The following is a 17,477-nucleotide window of genomic DNA, read 5'->3' on the forward strand; positions in this document are numbered from 1 at the left end:
ATGCCATAGCCCCTTTTCCCTAGGAAAAAAGATCCTTAAATTCTCTGAAATTAAATTTTATAGTGATAACAAACATATATAAAAAAATTTCAAAATTTAATTTTACGAGATTTTAACAAAGGTAGGGGAGGAAGGTTAACATCCAGGCGGTATACTTTTTTTCTGATGTGGTTCTATGCAACACCCGAATTCTGGCGGAAGAGGAAGAATAGGAGGAATGATAGAATGGTCAGGAAAAGGACGAAAAAGATATGGTCTTCGCTGCTGAGCGGCGCGCTGCTGCTGTCGGCGTTCATGCCGGCCCAGCAGGCGCTGGCGGGAAACGCGGGCGCGGCGGCGTTCGGTACGGTCGTTGACGAGAGACGGGCCGAGATCGGACCGGGCGCGGTGTATACGTGGAGGGACATGAAGCTGGACCGGGGGCTGGAAAAACTCCATATGGTCGAGTTTGATCCGAAAAATGCGGCGTTAACGCTGGAACCGGGCCTGACGGACGGCAAAGTGTACGGCATGCAGGGCGTCAGCAAAATGGCGAGCGACGCGGATCAACCGGGGAACCGGGTGATCGCGGGGATCAACGGCGATTTTTACGATATGTCGAACGGGGTTCCGCTCGGCATGTTCATGGGCGGCGGCAAAATGCTCGTCAGCCCTCCGGACGACTGGTATGCATTCGGCTTGAAGGCGGACGGCACGACGCTGTACGGACCGAGTCCCAGCCTGGCCAAGTCGCTCACGATCAGCGGGAAGACAGGCGAGCTCAGCTCGATAAACCGAACCCGCGGGAACCAGGACCTGGTGTTGTATACGCCGGATTTTTCAACCACCACGATGACGAATGATTTGGGGGACGAAGTCGTTTTGGACGTCGTGAAGGGCGAGGCGAAAAGCGGGCAGACGCTGCAGCTGAAAGTGGAGAGCATCCATAAGAACAAAGGGAATACGCCAATCGGGGACGGCAAGGTCGTGTTGTCTGCTTCGGGTACGAAGCGCGACATGCTCTCGGGCCTTCAAGTCGGAGATGAGGCAAACGTCAGCCTGCAGCTCGGCGGCGAGTGGAGCGACGTCACGATGGCGATCGGCGGTTCGGCGCTGCTCGTCAAGGACGGGCAGGTCCAGCCGAATACGGATCCGGCCGCGCATCCCCGTACGGCCATCGGAACAAAAGCGGACGGCTCGGTTGTGCTGCTCGAAATCGACGGCCGTCAGCCGGGATTCAGCGAAGGCGTCACGCTGTCCGAGCTGGCGCAGATTATGAAGGACATGGGCGTCGTGAACGCCCTGAACCTGGACGGCGGCGGATCGTCTACCTTTATTGCCCGGATGCCGGGAGACACCCAGAGGAAACTGCTTAATTCGCCTTCGGACGGCGGGGAGCGCAAAACGGCAAACGGGATATTGCTGGTGAACAAAGCGCCAGAAGGTTCGGCGGACAAGCTGGCCGTTCAGCCGCAGCTGCAGCGCGTGCTCGCCGGCTCGTCGGTGTCCTTCATAGCGGCGGCGGTGGATGCGAATCTGCATCCGGCAGCCTTTAGCGGGACGCTGCAGTGGAGCGTGGATCCGCAGATCGGCACGATCGACGATCAAGGCGTATTTACGGCCGGTTCGGGAGCCGGCATGGCGGACGTTTCCGCAACATCGGGCGCGCTCAGCGGAGAAGCGAAAGTCGAGGTGGTGGATACGCTGACGGAGCTTTCTTTTGGGGATGCGGTAAAAAGCTTCGCGCCGGGCAAGTCGGAAAAGCTCAAAGTGACGGCGCTGCGGAACGGGCAGGTCATTCAGGCGGATAACGGCCAGCTCGAATGGCGCGTGGAAGGGCCGATCGGATCGATCGACGCCAACGGCGTGTTTACGGCGACCGGCCAAACGGAACAAAGCGGCAAAATTTTTGTCGGCTACAAAGGGGTTGAGGCATCGGTGGACGTGAACATCGGATTGCCGCCGGTCATCCTGGAAGATTTTGAAAACGGATTGGACGCCTACCAGCCATCGGCCGGAGCCCAGTACAAAACGTCCAAGGTCAGCATCGAAACGAACGAGGACCTGGTGCGGTTCGGCAAGGGCTCGCTGAAGCTGGAGTACGATTTTACCGGCATGCCGGGCACGTCGGGCGCGTATTTGCAAACCAAAAGTGCCCCGATCGCGATTCCGGGTTATCCGGAGAAAATCAGCATGTGGGTATACGGGGACGGCAAGGGCCATTGGCTGCGTGCGCAGCTGCGCGACAGCAAAGGGACGATTGCGCTGGATTTGACGAAGGAAGGCATCGGCGTCGACTGGGTTGGCTGGAAGTACGTCGAAGCCGATGTGCCTAAGGGCAGAACGCTGCCGCTGACGATGGACATGCCTGTGCGGTACATGGAAACGTCGGGTGCGAAAAAAGACGCCGGCGTCATCTACGTGGATCAAATCCGGGCGCTGTACGGCCCGGCCGAAGACGACCTGGACCCACCGGTGCTTAAAAACTTCTCTCCGGCCGAGGGAGAAACGGTTCATGCGAACCAGCCGGTCATTAAGGTGTACGCCGAAGATGCCGGATACGATCCGGCGCAGCATCCGGGCACGACCTTGATCGACCCCGATTCGATCCGTTTTGACGTGGACGGGGTCCGGGTGCAGCACACGCTGTATCCACCGGAAGGGCGAATATATTATACGCCGGCCACGCCGCTTGCAGACGGGGTTCATCAAGCGCAGGTGTCGGTCAAGGATTTGTCCGGCAACCGGACGACCGAGGCGTGGACGTTCAACGTGGATACCGGCTCTTCCAAAATTGCGTATGATACGCCCAAGGTCGTTTATGCCGGAAATTCGTATTCGGTCGATATCAAAGGCGTTAAAGCTTCGGACTTGAAAAGCGGGCAAATCAAGCTTGCGTTTGATCCATCCAAAGTGGAAAACCTAAGGTTCGCCCCGGGGAAAAAGCTGAATGCCTCCCAAGCGCAGGCGGATATCGACACTACTGCTGGAACAGTCGTTATGACGATGGACAGGCTTAACGAATCGTCGCTAACCGATCAGGATCTCATTGGACAAATCCAATACGACGTGAAAAAGGACGCGACGGGCCAAAATACGATCCGGTTCGTGTCCGGCACCGTTTCGTTCGTCAGCACGGGAGGCGTAAGCTATACGTTCTTTGGTTTGCCGCTGTCCTCCGATATCAAGAGCGGACTGTCCCTGTCCTGGAACGAGGACGGAAACATTCAAGGATACGAGACGGCGTTCCAGGTTAAAGAGGAATCCGGCGCACCCGTAGAAGGAGCGCAAATTTCGGCCGACGGCAATCCGGTCGGAACGACGGACGCGCAGGGGCAGCTGAAAACGAAGGCGCTGACGTCCACCGTGAAGACGTACAAAGTGCAGGCGGCCAAAGGCGGCATGTACAGCCCGGTGGCGGAATTTAAGGTTTCCCCGCTTTCCGGCACGGAGACGCCGTATAACATCAACGTCAGCATGGGCGCCGACCCGACCGCTTCGAGAGGATTTACTTGGCACACCCATCCGGGAACGGAGCCGAGCGTCGTCGAATTCGCAAAGCAGTCGGAGTTCAACGGATTTGATCAGGCGAACGTGAAAAAGGCGGATGGCACAAGCTATTTGTACCAAACGGTGGATCTGGGTACCGTGCGGGTGCACAAGGCGACCGTCGACGGCCTGGAACCGGGCACCGTTTACGTTTATCGCGTAGGGGACGGCCAAGGCCATTACAGCCCGCAAGGGACCTTCAAAACCGCCGAAGCTTCCGGGGATCATACGAGTTTTCTGTATTTTGCCGATTCTCAGGCAGGTGATCAGAAGGGGTTCCAGCTGTGGGGCAACACGGTGAAAAAAGCGCTTGAAAATACGCCTGACGCCGAATTTATGGTGCATGTCGGGGATATGGTCGACAAAGGCTTCAACGAGCAGGAATGGAAATGGTGGTTCGGCGAAGCGCAGGAAGCGTTCCTGAACACGACGCTCGTCGGGGCGATCGGCAACCATGAGGTGATGGGCACGAAGGAAAACAACGATTTCCTTGCCCACTTCAATCAGCCGGGGAACGGGCTGGACAGCTTGAAGGGAAGCCAATTCTCTTTTGATTACAAAAACATTCATTTTGTCGTCCTGAACAGCGAATACCAATACGAAGAGCAGCAGCAATGGCTGGAAAAGGATTTGGCGGCGACGACAAAGCCGTGGAAAATCGCCATTTTCCACCGCGGCCCGTACGGCAGCATTTACGATACGGCCGAAATCCGGCGGCTGTGGGCGCCGGTGCTTGAAAAACACGGGGTCGATCTCGTGCTGAACGGCCATGATCATATTTATTTGCGGACCTACCCGATGCTGGACAATAAAATCGTCGAAGACGGCCAAGGCACGACGTACGTCGTTGCCGGCTCGACGGGGCCGAAGTTTTATTCGCTGACGAAGCGGGATTGGCAGCGGATCACGGACGATGAAGCGACGCAAATGTACGCTTCGGTCGAAGTCGACGGGGAGCAGCTCAAGTTCGTGACGAAAACGGTAGGCGGACGGATCGTCGACCAATTCACGCTGTCCAAAACGGCGATCGCTCCGGTAAGCATCGAAATCAAGGAGCAGGACGTAAAACTCGCCGTCGGCGAAACGCGCCGGCTTACCGCGCAGGTAAAACCGGAGCAAGCGACGGATAAAAGCGTCACCTGGTCCGTGTACAGCGCCGATCCTGCGGATCAAGAGGTGGTGAGCGTCTCCGCCGAGGGGCTCGTTACGGCCAAGGCTTTGGGAACGGCGGTCGTCAGGGCGACAAGCACGGCCGACCCGAACGTATACGGAGATACGACGATTACCGTCGGTCGGGTACCGGAAGGCGTGATCGAATCCATCCGTTTACAAGGAAAAGACAACCTGAAAGTCGGCGAGACCGATCAGACCGTGACGGAAGCGGTCTATCAGGACGGTACACGCATTCCGCTGCTGGACGGCGTCTCTTATGACAGCAGCCGCAAGGATGTCGCATCCGTCAATGAACGGGGCATGGTGACGGGATTGTCGGAAGGAACGACCGTCATTTCGGCAACCTATGAGGCATTCCATGCAGAGTATGTACTGAACGTCCAGGCTTCAGGGAAACCTGGCGGAGGCGACGGCAATGGGGGAGGAAACTCCGGCGGCAGTAATGGCAACGATGGTAGCGGCCATAACGGAGACGGCGGTAAGCCGGATCCGGTAACGCCTCCGAAAAATACAGGGAAGTGGAGCGTGTCGGAAAGCGAGCTGTCCGCGCTTGTCGCCAAAGGCGACGTTTCCTTCTCGACGGACCAGCCTTTCGAGGAACTGATTCTCCCCGGCAGCGCGGGTGCGCTGCTGCAAAATAAACCTGTACGCATTGAGGCGGGCAACGTCTCGCTGACGCTTCCGGCATCCGTACTTCAAGCTTTAAGCGAGTTGATCCCCGAGGGACAGCGGCAAGGAAGCCAAATCAAATTCAACGTGAACCGGATGTCCGGCAGCGAACTCGCGCAGTACATCGCGGCAGGCGAGCATGAATCAGGCGCTTCGCTCCGCGCGGGCAGCGATATGCTGAAGTTTAGCCTGAGCATTACCGCGAAGGACGGCAAAATCTATTCGCTGACCGATTTGAAGCAGCCGATCACGTTGACGCTGCCGGTTTCATCGGGCGTGAATCCGAAGCTTTCCGGCATTTATGGCCTGACAAGCTCGGGCAAGCTGAACTATTTCGGAGGGGCGTTGGCAAGCGGCAAACTGACATCCGGAATATCCAGTCTTGATCTTGCCTATGCCGTGTTGGAATACCGCAAAAGCTTTGCGGATACGGCGAATCATTGGGCGGCGGAGGTCATCCAAGAGCTGGCTGCGAAACATCTGATCGAAGGGATCGACGCCGGCCGGTTTGCGCCGAACCAGCCGGTGACCCGCGCCGAAATGGCAGCCATGCTCGTACGCTTGCTGCACCTGAAGGGCAGCGGTACGACGCCGTTTGCCGACGTGGCCGCGGATCAATGGTACGCGGAGGCCGTATCGGCGGCGGTGCAAGCCGGGATCGTGCAGGGCGTAAGCGAGAACAGCTTCGCGCCGAACGCTTTGATCAAACGCCAGGAAGCGGCGGCCATGATCGCCCGCGCGTATAAGCTGGCGGGTGGAGCTTCCGCATCCGGCGGTTCCGCCGGCAAGGCCGCGTTTAACGACGTCGCCTCTTCGCCGGCTTGGGTACAGGAAGCGGTGCAGTCGGTTTACGCTTCGGGACTGATGCAAGGGCAATCGCCGCAGCGCTTTAATCCAACAGGGGCGGCGACCCGAGCGGAAAGCGCGCAAATCATCTACAATTTGCTGGGCAAGTTGACGCCAGTCAATCCATAAAATAAAAGGCGGCAGGACCCGATTCGGGTTCTGCCGTTTTTTCATGTGAAACGCTCCTGCCAGTCACTGAGGGAACCATTTTCCGTATGATTGAGCCAAGCTTACTCACCTTTAATATGGAATTGGAGCCCGGGAAAATTTTCAGCGCATGACCAAGCGTACGAATCTAACAACCTTTCCAAATGTTTCCGATAAATGATGTAGTACGCATTCTTTCAGAAAACATACAAATAGACAATGCATCTTGCCTAAAAGAGGAGTGGAGACCATGTTTAAACGGGTGGAGAATGAACTGGAGCTGGCTATGTTTAACGGTATTTGGACAACCGTGTGGCTGGAAAAAGGATTCGAACTTGAGTTTTCCGAACAGGCTTTGGAAAGATATGTGGTCGTAACGGATGAAGGGCATTATGTCGGCACGGCCGAAATCAAACCATACGGCAATGACAGCCCGATCAACGAGGCGGCAGCCTTTGATCATCATCCCAAAATCATAAGCGCTGCGGGCGCCGTTGCGGAGATTGACAAAATGGCGCTGCTTTCCACCTACCGCGGTCATTTTATATCGGATTTACTGTCCGCCCTGGTGGAATTCGCCGAGAGCAACAAACTGAAGTATTATGTCACGCTGCTGGAGCCGGTGCTTTTGCGCGCACTGCGGATCACGTTTCAGGTGCCGGTGGAGAAGGTGTCGAATCGCATTTTTTATAAAGGAGACTACGTCATTCCGACAATCGTGGATGCCGAGGAGGTGTATACCAGCAAAGAACGTTACCCATGGCTGCGGAGCGTTGCCCAAGCAGGACCGAGGATTTGACGGTTGGCAGTAAAAGCAGCCGAAAAACAATTTACATACTCAGATTAAAGGGGCAAGAATAATGAAAAACGGAGCTCTTACCGAACTGGACAAGCGTAACCGATTGTTTATCAAAATATTATGGGCTATGTTGGCCCTCGGCGTGGTTACGGATTTGGCGATTGGCCTTGGCATGAACATGGTTTTGCTGCTGGCCGGCGTCGGCCTGGTCACTTGCGGTGCCGCAACGGTCATGACTTACCGGCGTTTGTTGGTATCTTATATCAAGTATTTCGTTGCATGTATTTTCACCTTGATCGTATTGCTGCTCATCGTGTCGGACCCCCATCCCATTATTAGCACGTATTTTCTGGTTTACGTGAATTTGGCCGTTATGACGCTGTATGCCGATTATAAGCCGATCGTTTTTACGGGAGTGCTTGAAGCGGGGGTTACCACGTATTTGTTTCTGACGCCCGATTTTCGGAACCAGTTGTTTCCGGGCGAGTCGCTTGTTTACTTGTATCTTTACCTTGGGTTCGCGACGGCGGCGTTGGCTTTTTCGGCGGGGTTCAGTCAGCGCCTGCAGCGCCAAGTGACGGCAAAACAACAGGAAACGCTGGAGGCGAAACTTGCGGTAGACGGCTTGCTTGATCAGTTGAAGGCTTCAGTGTTGGTTTTGAATGAATTCAGCGGCAATCAGCAGGAGGGCGTGCGTGCGACCGGGGATATTTCCAGAGAGGTGACGCTGAGCTTTTCGGAAATGTCGGCGTCGATCGAGAAGCAGACGGATCATATCATGAACATTAATGACACGTCCCAGCTGATGAACGAGGCCGTCGGGCAGCTGCTGGAGGGAACCGGCCGGCTGCGGGAGTATGCGGCGGATAACGCCAAGCTTACGGAACGGAGCAGCGAGCAGATCGGCATATTGTCCGGCGAGGTTGAAAACGTACACCGGATGATGGACCATACGGTTCACATGATGAAGCTGCTGAACGAGGAAAACGAACGTGTCGGCTCCATCGTCATGGTCATCCAAGAGCTTGCCGAGCAGACGAACCTGCTTGCGCTGAATGCCGCGATCGAAGCGGCCCGTGCCGGGGAACATGGCCAAGGATTTGCGGTCGTGTCCGGGGAGGTTCGGAAGCTGGCGGACAGTTCGCGCAAAGCAGCAGGCGAGATCGAAAGCATTCTTTCCGGCATCCGAGACCGCATCAGCGCCGTCCATGAGCAGGTTGTAGACGGCCAAGCCGCCGTAGCGACCAGCAGCGACGTGTCGCAGGAAGTGAAGCAATTCATCGGCAGCATCCATAAAAACATGGAAAAAGTAACGGAACATGCCCATTCCGTCGTCCGTTCCGCGGAACATCTGCACAAGCGGCAGTTGGAAGTGACGGATAATATGGCCCAAATCGCGGCGGCAACCCAACAAAATATGGCTTCGGTCGAAGAAATGCACGGAAGCATGCTCAGCCAGGACTCGCAAATCGGCGAGATGGTCAAAGACTTTGCCAAGCTGGATCAGTTGATATCTGACATGAAGCAGTTAGTCTCCAAATATTAGTTTAAGGCGATGACGCCAGATTTTATTATTAGGAAAGGCATTCTACAGCTTCCTTGACAAAAGGGCTTCCGAATCGGAGGGGCAGACTCCCTTCCGAATCCGGCAGCCCGTTTCACCGAGTTTCCCCTCATAAGCCTTATCGTCGATATCTCGCCTATAAAGTACCGGAATGTTAATAAAAGGTTATTCACTTGTAGTAGAATGAGATGTATACGGCAATATAAAGGGTCTAACAGGGAGTGATAGCACTTGGAAGATTTTATGTTCACAGGCGAAAAGATTTTTATAAGACCGTTCACACAAGAAGATGTAGACGCAAGATTAAAGTTACAAACGGAAAACCGTCATTTTTTTGAAATGTACTCGATGACCCGACAAGATAATTATTATACGGTCGAAGGTCAACGAGAGTTGATTGAAGAGTATGATAACAATTTTAAAAACGATCAAGAATATAACTTTGGAATCTTTACGACGGCCGATAAAAAATTGATAGGCACAATTAGTCTGTTTCAGGTTATACGAGGCTCTCTTCAAAGTGCGTTCATTGGATACTTTATAGACAAAGAGAATAATGGAAAAGGGTATGCGACCGAGGCTGTTAAATGGATCGTCGAATTTGCATTCACCAATTTAAATTTACATCGTATAGAAGCTGGTGTAATGCCCCATAACCTCGGCTCGATTCGAGTGTTGGAAAAAGCGGGATTTCATAAAGAAGGCCTAGCGGTAAAAAACGTAAAGATCAATGGGAAATGGGAGGATCATCAGGTTTTAGCCATTATTAACCCGAATGATTAAACCGCGATGGTGGAGCGTAATATTATAGAGATGATCGAATTTTTTATAAAAGAATGAGTCAATTGAAAATATAAAGAGCGTGTTTTGATCAAGCTTTTTTTCAAAACACGCTTTTTCTATTTGCTCATATATCTTTGTCGGAAACGCAGGATCATTAAGAAAAACAGCTATACGAGTGATTAAGGTTGTCGAGAAAATTCTCGACATCTTGAGCAATTTACGCAAAACGCAGCTATTTCGATTTCTCCCTTTTCTTTGTAGTAATGCTATAAAAGCTAATAAAATTGTAAAAAAACAGCATGCCTTTGTAGAGTTTTTGTATATTTCCTTGTGATAAAGTGAATGGGTTACAGCCGTACGTCCTAGGACGTTGGTTGTAGACGATACAGCACGTATTTTGGTCTAGAAGGAAGTGTTGCTTCATGGCAAGAGTGATTTGTGTTACTTCAGGCAAGGGTGGGGCAGGCAAAACGACGGTTACGGCCAACTTGGGGACGGCGCTTGCTTGCTTGGGACAAAAGGTCTGTGTGATCGATGCGGATTACGGCCTGCGCAACTTGGACATTCCGCTCGGGTTAAGCAGCCGATTGAACTATGATATTTCGGATTTTATGGCGGGGCGATGCGGTTTGCATCAAGTGATCATCCCGGATAAACGCCTATCGAACCTCTCGTTTGTCTCCTGCACCGCGAGCGCCGATCATCACGAAGATCCGGGGTTGTTTCGGGATGTGGTCCATTACATCGCCCAAAACTATGATTATGTACTGATTGATTCTCCTGCAGGGATCGAAAACGGATTCCGCAATGCCTCTTACGCCGCCGACGAAGCGATCATCGTCACGACGCCCAACCGGACGGCGCTTCAGGACGCCGATCGTGTCATCGGTTTGCTTGGTGACCTGATTGATTCCCCTCCGCAGCTTATCGTTAATATGTCGGATGATCCGGCCGAGCGGGACTTAAACCTTGAAAATATCGTAAATATTCTCAATATCGGTCTCATCGGAGTTATACGGATGGACGTGGATATCATACGTTCCGTAGCCCGAGGAATTCCGATCGCGCTTGACCCCGAGCAGGAAAGCGGACGCCGTTTCCGCCAGATTGCACAAAATCTCGTAACAAACGAGCAGGAAACGATATTCTCCGATAAGCCGCAAAAGAAACGCAAGCGTCTCTTTTCCTTTTCCAAAGGACTGCGGTGGGGGCAGAGCAATTCGGTTTGATTGGAAGAGGGGAAGAACCTGCCTTTAAAAATGGTGATGTGCCCTTAAGCAGGTTATGGAAGATTCTTGTCGAATATTAAAGCTGAAATGATGAAAGAAATGATTGGGTGCGAATGTATAGTGAACAAGATTTTCCAATGGGGTTCGCACCAAAAATATTTTGTTATTTATACATTTATGTAAATAAATACAATTTTAAATGGATACATGAGTGGTTATGAACGACTTTTCAGGTTCTTTACTTGAAAAATCGGAGTCGCACCCTATGTGGGTGCGTGGATTGAAAGAAAAATGCGGGGAAAGGCGTATCTGTTGGCGTTGTCGCACCCTACGTGGGTGCGTGGATTGAAAGAATGTATATTCGCCTAATAACGTTTTGACTGATGTCGCACCTATGTGTGCGCGTGGATCTTTAAAAAAGATACTTGCCTCTCCGGGGTACCCTTTACTTGTTTAAAGGGACATCGGTGAGGCAAGACGCGATCCGGATCGAACAAGCGAGTGGTGACCTTATCAATACGGATTATTCTTCAGCAGCTCCGACAAAAACGCCAACGCCAGCCCCTGTCCCCAGCCTTGAATCCGTTTGTCGGGCACGCCTTTGTAGCCCGCAGCGTCTTTCATGACGGCCGTGCCGGCGGAAACGCCGGTGACGGTGCCGTCGTCCGTGATTTTGGAGAGGATGCCGTCGATCGATTTTTGCGTGTATTTGTTGTAGATCCGGCCTTTGGTCAAAATCGCGGTCGCAATGCCGGCGGAGCCGGACGTTTCGAGCGGGGAATCCGGGTCGCCCACGATCGTGTGCCACAGCCCGGAATCGTCCTGCAGCCGGACGAGGCTGCTGAGCTGGTCGCGCAGCGAACCTTCGATGATCATAAAGGACGGATGCGTGACCGGCACCAGCTCCAGCGCCCGGGCCATCGTTAGAGCCGCCCAGGCGTTGCCCCGCGCCCAGAAGATGCCGGACATGTGGCTGCCCGCGATGTTGTCCCAGCCGTGGTAATACAGATTCGTGGCCGGGTCCTGCAGCACGTTTTCATGGCCGTGATACTGCCTCAGGCCGTCCTCGAAATAATCGTCGCGCTGCAGCGCCGCCCCGATCCGGAGCAGGAAATAACCGGCCATAAACATCGTATCGACCCATGCCTGTTCCGGGAAATTGTACGTTTCCGAGTTGACGGTGTGCTGAAAAATCCCGTCTCCGAAGCGGACGGCTTCATGCGTCAAATATTCGGCCATCTCCTGCGCCGTTTTTATGTACCTTTCATCGTTATACACCTCGTACAGCGTAAGCAGCGAATGCCCGATGGAGACGCCGTTCACCGAAAGTTTGGGCAGGCCGTCTTCCATATTTTCGTCGACCCAGGCTTTTAGCGGCTCCAGGTATTCGATTTTTCCCGTTGCTTTGTACGCTTCGCAGACGCCGTAAAAGGCGACGCCCCCCGGCCAGTCCCAGCCGAAATCCATCCGGAACGTGCGGTCCACCACGCGGTCGATCGTGTCAAGAATTTGTTTTTCGTCAAATACGAGTGCCGGCATATCGTTCATGCCCCTTTCAAGGTTGGTTTTGTCGCTTGCAGAATCCATTTGTTTTTCCATTCGGCGCCCCCTGGTTGGATCAGCCTTTCAGCCCGGTAGTGCTGATGCCCTCAACGATATATTTTTGAAAAATAAAGAAGACGATGACGACCGGCAGCAGCGACAGCGTCGCCATGGCGAACATGCCGCCCCAGTTGTTCAGGGACTCGCCGTCCAGGAAAAGCTTGAGCGCCAAGGACACCGGGTATTTTTCCGGGCTGTTCAAATAAATGAGCGGGTTGATGAAATCGTCCCAGCGCCAGTAAAAAGAGAAGATCGAACTCGTAATGAGCGCCGGCCCGATCAGCGGGAGGACCACCCGGTAGAAGACGCCGTATTTGCTGCAGCCGTCGATTTTGGCGGCTTCGTCGAGCTCCTTCGGAATCGTCCGGATAAACTGCATGATCAGGAAGATGAAAAACGGCGTCCCGAAAAAATGCGGGATGATCAGCGGTTTGAACGAAGACAGCCAGCCGAACTTGGCGAACATGACATATTGCGGCACGATGACGACGTCATGCGGCAGCATCATGGTGGCCATCATGCAGGCGAACCAGAACTTTTGCCCGAAAAACTTCGTCCTGGCGAGCCCGAAGGCGACGAGAGCCGAAGAAGCCACTGCGCCGATGGTGGAAAGGATGACGATGATAAAGGAATTTTTGAAAAAGGTCGCAAACGTCGTGCCGCCGAAACCTTTGAAGCCGGATGCATAGTTGGAAAACTCAAGTCGGCTCGGGATCAGGCTGTAGGAAGTCGTAAAAATTTCGTCGTTTGGCTTCAGGGAGCTGGCGACCAGCCATAGGATCGGGTAGATCATCAACAGGGCGAACACCGTGACCAGCACGTGATAGAGGATACGTTTCGGTTTCGATATGGCCATGGCTTTAATCTCCCTTCGTTTCGTAGTGGACCCAGCGGGTTGAAGATTTGAAGATCAGCATGGTCAGCACGCCGACGATGATCAGCATGATCCAGGCCAAGGCCGAAGCGTAACCCATCTCGAAATGGGAAAACGCCTTGCGGTACAAATAAAGCGAATACAGCAGCGTTTGATCGAGCGGACCGCCTTCACCGCGGGAAATGATGTACGCCGGCGTAAACGTCATGAACGCGGAGATCGTCTGCAGCGTCAGGTTAAACAGAATGATCGGGCTCAGCATCGGCAGCGTGATGTTGAAAAAGCGGCGAACCGCGTTCGCCCCGTCGACGCTGGCCGCTTCGTAATAGTCTTTCGGGATGTTTTTCAGCCCTGCCAAAAAGATGATCATCGACGAGCCGAACTGCCAGGTGGATAAGGCGATCAAAGTCCACAACGCGGTGCTCGGATTGCCGATCCACGAGGTGGAGGACGGGATGCCGATCAGTGTCAGGAAGGAGTTGATCAGACCTTTGTCCCCGAAAATTTGCTGCCACATGATCGACACCGCCACGCTGCCGCCGATGAGGGAGGGCAAGTAAAAAGCGGAACGGTACAATCCGACGGCGCGGGTTGCCGTGTTCAGCACCATTGCCACCAGCAAGGCGAAAATAAGGCGCAGCGGCACGCTCCCGAGCACGTACGTAAACGTGACTTGAAACGATTTGGCGACTTTTTCGTCGTCCATAAACATCCGTTTGTAGTTATCGAAGCCGAGCCATCTCGGCGCCTCCATCAGGTTATAATCCGTGAAGGAGTAATACAGCGAAGACAAAACCGGATACAGCGTAAAGATCAAAAAGCCAAGCACGAACGGGGCGGTGAAAACATAACCGGTAATGTGCTCGTTATCCCGCAGCTTTCTCATAACGTCAACTCCTAGGCTCACAAGTTCAGGACTTTGCATGCGAAAATCCTTGTATACTTCGATTATAGAAACGGGGACGGGCGGGGGTAATGGATAAAACCGGGCAGTTTGTTCAAAAAGCAGAGGTATGGAGAAGCCGGATCGACCTATATCCGCACATAAAAAGAGGCCGAAAAACCGCCGCCGGTTTTCGGCACTCTTTTTTTGGACGCTGCGTTACTTCTGGCTTCGGGCCAAAATGGCGTTCGCCTCTTTGCGAAACTCGGCGGCCGCTTGATCGATGGCGATTTTTTTGAACAGGATTTTTTCGCTCAAATCGCGCAGCAGCTTTTCGATTTCGACCGAGCCGATCGGGTTCGGCGGATCCATCGGGCTGCTGTTCGATTCGGCCCACGTTACGTAATCGAAAATTTTCGCTTCGTTTTCCGTCAAATTCGGCTTCAGCGCCTCTTTGACCTTGGAGGAGACCGGAACGCCGCGTTCGCCTTTGATCAGCTGGTTCGCCTCGAGATCGTTGATGAAGAAGCTGATGAATTTCGCCGCCTCTTCTTTTTGCTTGGACGATTCCGAAACGGCGAAGTACATGGAAGGCTTCAGGAACAGGCCTTCTTTCGTTCCCGGACCCGGCATCGGATTCAGCTCGAGCGGACGGTCCTTCACCAGGTTGGCGACGGCCAGGAACTGGTTGGACCAGCCGGTGCCGGATACGGAGTGGCCGAGCAGAATTTCGTCCTCTTCGGCGACGCCTTTTTTCTGGGCTTCCTTATCCAGGGACAAAATATAGCCGTTGTCGTACCACTTTTGGTAGCGGGTGAAGTAATCGATAAACGGCTTGTCGTCGGCGTAACCAAGCGTCTTGCCGTCCTCGCTGTACATTTTTTGGCCGATGGTTCTCAGGTAATAAGGGAAGAACACCTCATGATGGTATGCGAATCCACCGATTTGAAGTCCTTTGGCCTTGGCCTGGGCGCCCAACTTGTCCATGTCGTCCCAGGTCCAGTCTTTCGAAGGGATATCGATGCCGTTTTTCTTCATCGTCTCCACGTCGAACGTCGTTTGCAGTGCATTGACGCCGAGATTCATCGCCACCAGCTTGCCGCCCACTTCCCCGCCTTTCAGCGCATTTTCGCTCACGTCCTTGACGTCCAGCACGCCGCTGTCCATAAAAGGCTTCAAATCCGCCAATTGGTTGCGACCGGCATACTGGCTCAAATACGAAATGTCCATCTGGATGATGTCGGGCAGCCCTCCGGCCACCGCTTGCGGGGCGAGCTTTTTCCAGTAGTCGTCGAAAGGCGCGTATTCCGCTTCGATCGTGACGTTCGGATTTTTTTCTTCGTACATTTTGATGACTTTTAGCGTGTAGTCGTGTCTGGATTGGCCGCCCCACCAGGCGATGCGGAGCTTGACCGGATCTTTTTTCTCGTCTGCTTTTTCCCCGGCGGCCGCTTGGGTTCCCGAATTCGGCGTCCCCGCCGTTTCGCCGGGCTTATCCGCCGTTCCTCCCGAACAACCGATGAGGCTGCCCATAAAGGAAAACAGCAGTAAGGCAGTCAACGTTTTTCTCATCGTTTTTCCTCCCCTTATGTCGAACCGTTTCTTTGGACTGATTGTGCTTACAAGTTCATTATCGTTATTTGCCGCCGGCGGGGTAAGGAAAAAAACCGACCTGTTTGTTTAAAAAGCAGAGTTGTGGCATGGCGGGGGTTCCCTGGTTTCTTGGGCGGGAACGAGAGCTTATGAAATCGAAATGCAGCCGATGGGTTGTATGTACAACTTAGAGCGCAACCGGTCGCTCCTTGGATCATCCGTTTGGCGCGTCCTAAAGCGAAAAAGCTTTGCGGATATACTCCGACGGCGTACAGCCCACCTGTTTTTTGAACACTTGGCTGAAATATTGGGGATTGTCGCCGAAGCCGAGCCTTTCGGCCATTTCGAATATTTTGACATCCGGATCGGCGGACATCAGTTCCGTTGCCCGCTGGATTCGGATGCGCATCACGTAGTTGGAGAACTTTTCCCCGGTTTCTTTTTTGAACAGCTTGCCGAGATAATCGGCGTTCATGTACAGCATTTCATGGGCGACCATGTTGAGGGACAGGTCGGAGTTCCCAAGCTGCTCTTCCACGATGTCGACCACCTTCCTGACGATCGTGTTATATTTGCCTGCGTTTCGTTCGCCGTTGCGGCGCGCGACCTCTTTGACGGATTCATCGAGAAAGGAATGGATCGCCTGCAGCGATTCCATCTCGGCGATTTCGGGAATGCGTTTATACGCTTCGTTCAACCGTTCCGGATCAGCCACCCGGATCAGCGAGGCGTATTGCTGAATGGCGCAGGACTTGGCCATGTCGATGCTGAGCTGGGCGCGTTTCATTTCGGCGATGAGCTCGGACAAGGCCTGCGCAGCCTCCTCGATGCGGCCGGAACGGGCCGGAAGGATGAGACGTTCTTCGTCAAAGAAAAATTCGCCTGTTTCTCCGCAAGCAAGGGGGGCGTCTTGTTTCGTAATGATGCCGCTTTCGTCCAGATAGAACCGGTAATCCAGGCACTTCAGCGTTTCGCGGTACAGCTTCCGGGCTTGCACCATGGGGCCGGAATCGCTGACGGCAATGGTCATGCCCATCTTATAGTAAAGGTTGAAGGTATGCCGGATCTCCTGAAGGCGCTGATGAAAAAGCTCTTGGTCCTTCGGGTCGGCAATCAGGATCAGCACATGGTCGCCGATCGTTGTGCTCAGCAGCGTCGTCTGCAGCAAGTCTTCGGCAATGTTTTTGGCGGCAAATGGGTGCTCGGAATCCGTTTTGCCCTCAAGCCGGAAAAGCAGAAGCCGGATCGGATGATCGAAAGGATAGGGGAAAAGTCCTCGGTATTCTTCCAGGTCTCGTGTTCCGTAGGTTTTGTTCGTGACGAATTCTTTCAGCACCTGTTCCTTGACATGGGGAATGAATTTCTCGAAACGGTGCTTCATATCGCGGATGAACGTTTCCCTGCCGCGCTGCAGGTCCAGCTCCTCGGTCACTTCCTTGAGCGCTTCGGCGATTTTGACCTCGTCGGTCGGTTTGAGCAAATAATGTTTGACGCCGTACTGCATGGCGCGGTTCGCGTATTCGAATTCCCCGTAGCCTGACAGCAGCACGAATTTGACGGCGGGGTGGGAGGCATGGGTTTTGGCGACAAGCTCCAGCCCGTCCAGGCCCGGCATCCGAATGTCGCTGACGACGATATCCGGGGCCGCCTCGGCGATTTTTTCGTAAGCCTGGATCCCGTTTTGCGCGGTTCCGATCAGCTTCGTCCGGAATGCGGGCCAATCGACCATTTGGGATATGCCGTCCAAAATGATTCTTTCGTCGTCAACAAGAAGAACTTTATACATC

At 53.6% G+C, this 17,477-nt stretch carries 10 protein-coding genes; 5 read left to right on the forward strand and 5 right to left on the reverse strand.

The window, feature by feature from the left end:
• Positions 1–225: 225 nt before the first annotated feature.
• The 5 genes from RJP21_RS19540 (at position 226) to minD (ending at position 10,738) form a co-directional block, all read left to right on the forward strand.
• Entirely contained in the window at positions 226–6,345 is a 6,120-nt protein-coding gene (locus RJP21_RS19540) for a phosphodiester glycosidase family protein (protein ID WP_310860799.1), read from the forward strand.
• A 268-nt stretch (positions 6,346–6,613) separates the two neighbouring features.
• Positions 6,614–7,162 carry a GNAT family N-acetyltransferase gene (locus RJP21_RS19545; RefSeq protein WP_310860800.1) on the forward strand — a complete coding sequence of 183 codons (549 nt, stop codon included), beginning with the start codon at positions 6,614–6,616 and terminating at the stop codon, positions 7,160–7,162.
• Positions 7,163–7,223: 61 nt separating this feature from the next.
• A complete protein-coding gene (locus tag RJP21_RS19550; RefSeq protein WP_310860801.1) occupies positions 7,224–8,708 on the forward strand; it encodes a methyl-accepting chemotaxis protein in 1,485 nt (494 codons plus the stop codon).
• 261 nt (positions 8,709–8,969) lie between these two features.
• Positions 8,970–9,509: a GNAT family N-acetyltransferase gene (locus RJP21_RS19555; protein WP_310860879.1), complete on the forward strand. Its 540-nt coding sequence runs from the start codon at positions 8,970–8,972 to the stop codon at positions 9,507–9,509.
• 422 nt (positions 9,510–9,931) lie between these two features.
• Positions 9,932–10,738 carry a septum site-determining protein MinD gene (gene minD / locus RJP21_RS19560; RefSeq protein WP_310860802.1) on the forward strand — a complete coding sequence of 269 codons (807 nt, stop codon included), beginning with the start codon at positions 9,932–9,934 and terminating at the stop codon, positions 10,736–10,738.
• A gap of 513 nt (positions 10,739–11,251) precedes the next feature.
• Here the strand turns inward: minD and RJP21_RS19565 are convergent.
• The 5 genes from RJP21_RS19565 to RJP21_RS19585 form a co-directional block, all read right to left on the reverse strand.
• Complete coding sequence (locus RJP21_RS19565; protein ID WP_310860880.1) at positions 11,252–12,277, reverse strand: glycoside hydrolase family 88/105 protein; 1,026 nt, start codon at positions 12,275–12,277, stop codon at positions 11,252–11,254.
• Between the two features lie 79 nt (positions 12,278–12,356).
• Complete coding sequence (locus tag RJP21_RS19570; protein WP_310860803.1) at positions 12,357–13,196, reverse strand: carbohydrate ABC transporter permease; 840 nt, start codon at positions 13,194–13,196, stop codon at positions 12,357–12,359.
• 4 nt (positions 13,197–13,200) lie between these two features.
• Positions 13,201–14,100, reverse strand: a complete 900-nt coding sequence (locus RJP21_RS19575; protein WP_310860804.1) for a carbohydrate ABC transporter permease — start codon at positions 14,098–14,100, stop codon at positions 13,201–13,203.
• A gap of 216 nt (positions 14,101–14,316) precedes the next feature.
• Positions 14,317–15,669, reverse strand: a complete 1,353-nt coding sequence (locus tag RJP21_RS19580) for an ABC transporter substrate-binding protein (RefSeq protein ID WP_310860805.1) — start codon at positions 15,667–15,669, stop codon at positions 14,317–14,319.
• A 253-nt stretch (positions 15,670–15,922) separates the two neighbouring features.
• Complete coding sequence (locus tag RJP21_RS19585) at positions 15,923–17,476, reverse strand: response regulator (RefSeq protein WP_310860806.1); 1,554 nt, start codon at positions 17,474–17,476, stop codon at positions 15,923–15,925.
• Position 17,477 lies beyond the last annotated feature (1 nt).

Origin of the sequence: Paenibacillus sp. VCA1 (assembly GCF_031583795.1) — a bacterium.
GTDB lineage: Bacteria > Bacillota > Bacilli > Paenibacillales > Paenibacillaceae > Paenibacillus_AQ > Paenibacillus_AQ albilobatus.

What these genes read in the sequence shown, in the direction of transcription:
- RJP21_RS19540 (WP_310860799.1), top strand. Translation starts at nt 226, where the DNA reads ATGGTCAGGAAAAGGACGAAAAAGATATGGTCTTCGCTGCTGAGCGGC.
- RJP21_RS19575 (WP_310860804.1), bottom strand. Translation starts at nt 14,100, where the DNA reads ATGAGAAAGCTGCGGGATAACGAGCACATTACCGGTTATGTTTTCACC.
- RJP21_RS19580 (WP_310860805.1), bottom strand. Translation starts at nt 15,669, where the DNA reads ATGAGAAAAACGTTGACTGCCTTACTGCTGTTTTCCTTTATGGGCAGC.
- RJP21_RS19550 (WP_310860801.1), top strand. Translation starts at nt 7,224, where the DNA reads ATGAAAAACGGAGCTCTTACCGAACTGGACAAGCGTAACCGATTGTTT.
- minD (WP_310860802.1), top strand. Translation starts at nt 9,932, where the DNA reads ATGGCAAGAGTGATTTGTGTTACTTCAGGCAAGGGTGGGGCAGGCAAA.
- RJP21_RS19565 (WP_310860880.1), bottom strand. Translation starts at nt 12,277, where the DNA reads ATGCCGGCACTCGTATTTGACGAAAAACAAATTCTTGACACGATCGAC.
- RJP21_RS19545 (WP_310860800.1), top strand. Translation starts at nt 6,614, where the DNA reads ATGTTTAAACGGGTGGAGAATGAACTGGAGCTGGCTATGTTTAACGGT.
- RJP21_RS19570 (WP_310860803.1), bottom strand. Translation starts at nt 13,196, where the DNA reads ATGGCCATATCGAAACCGAAACGTATCCTCTATCACGTGCTGGTCACG.
- RJP21_RS19555 (WP_310860879.1), top strand. Translation starts at nt 8,970, where the DNA reads ATGTTCACAGGCGAAAAGATTTTTATAAGACCGTTCACACAAGAAGAT.
- RJP21_RS19585 (WP_310860806.1), bottom strand. Translation starts at nt 17,476, where the DNA reads ATGTATAAAGTTCTTCTTGTTGACGACGAAAGAATCATTTTGGACGGC.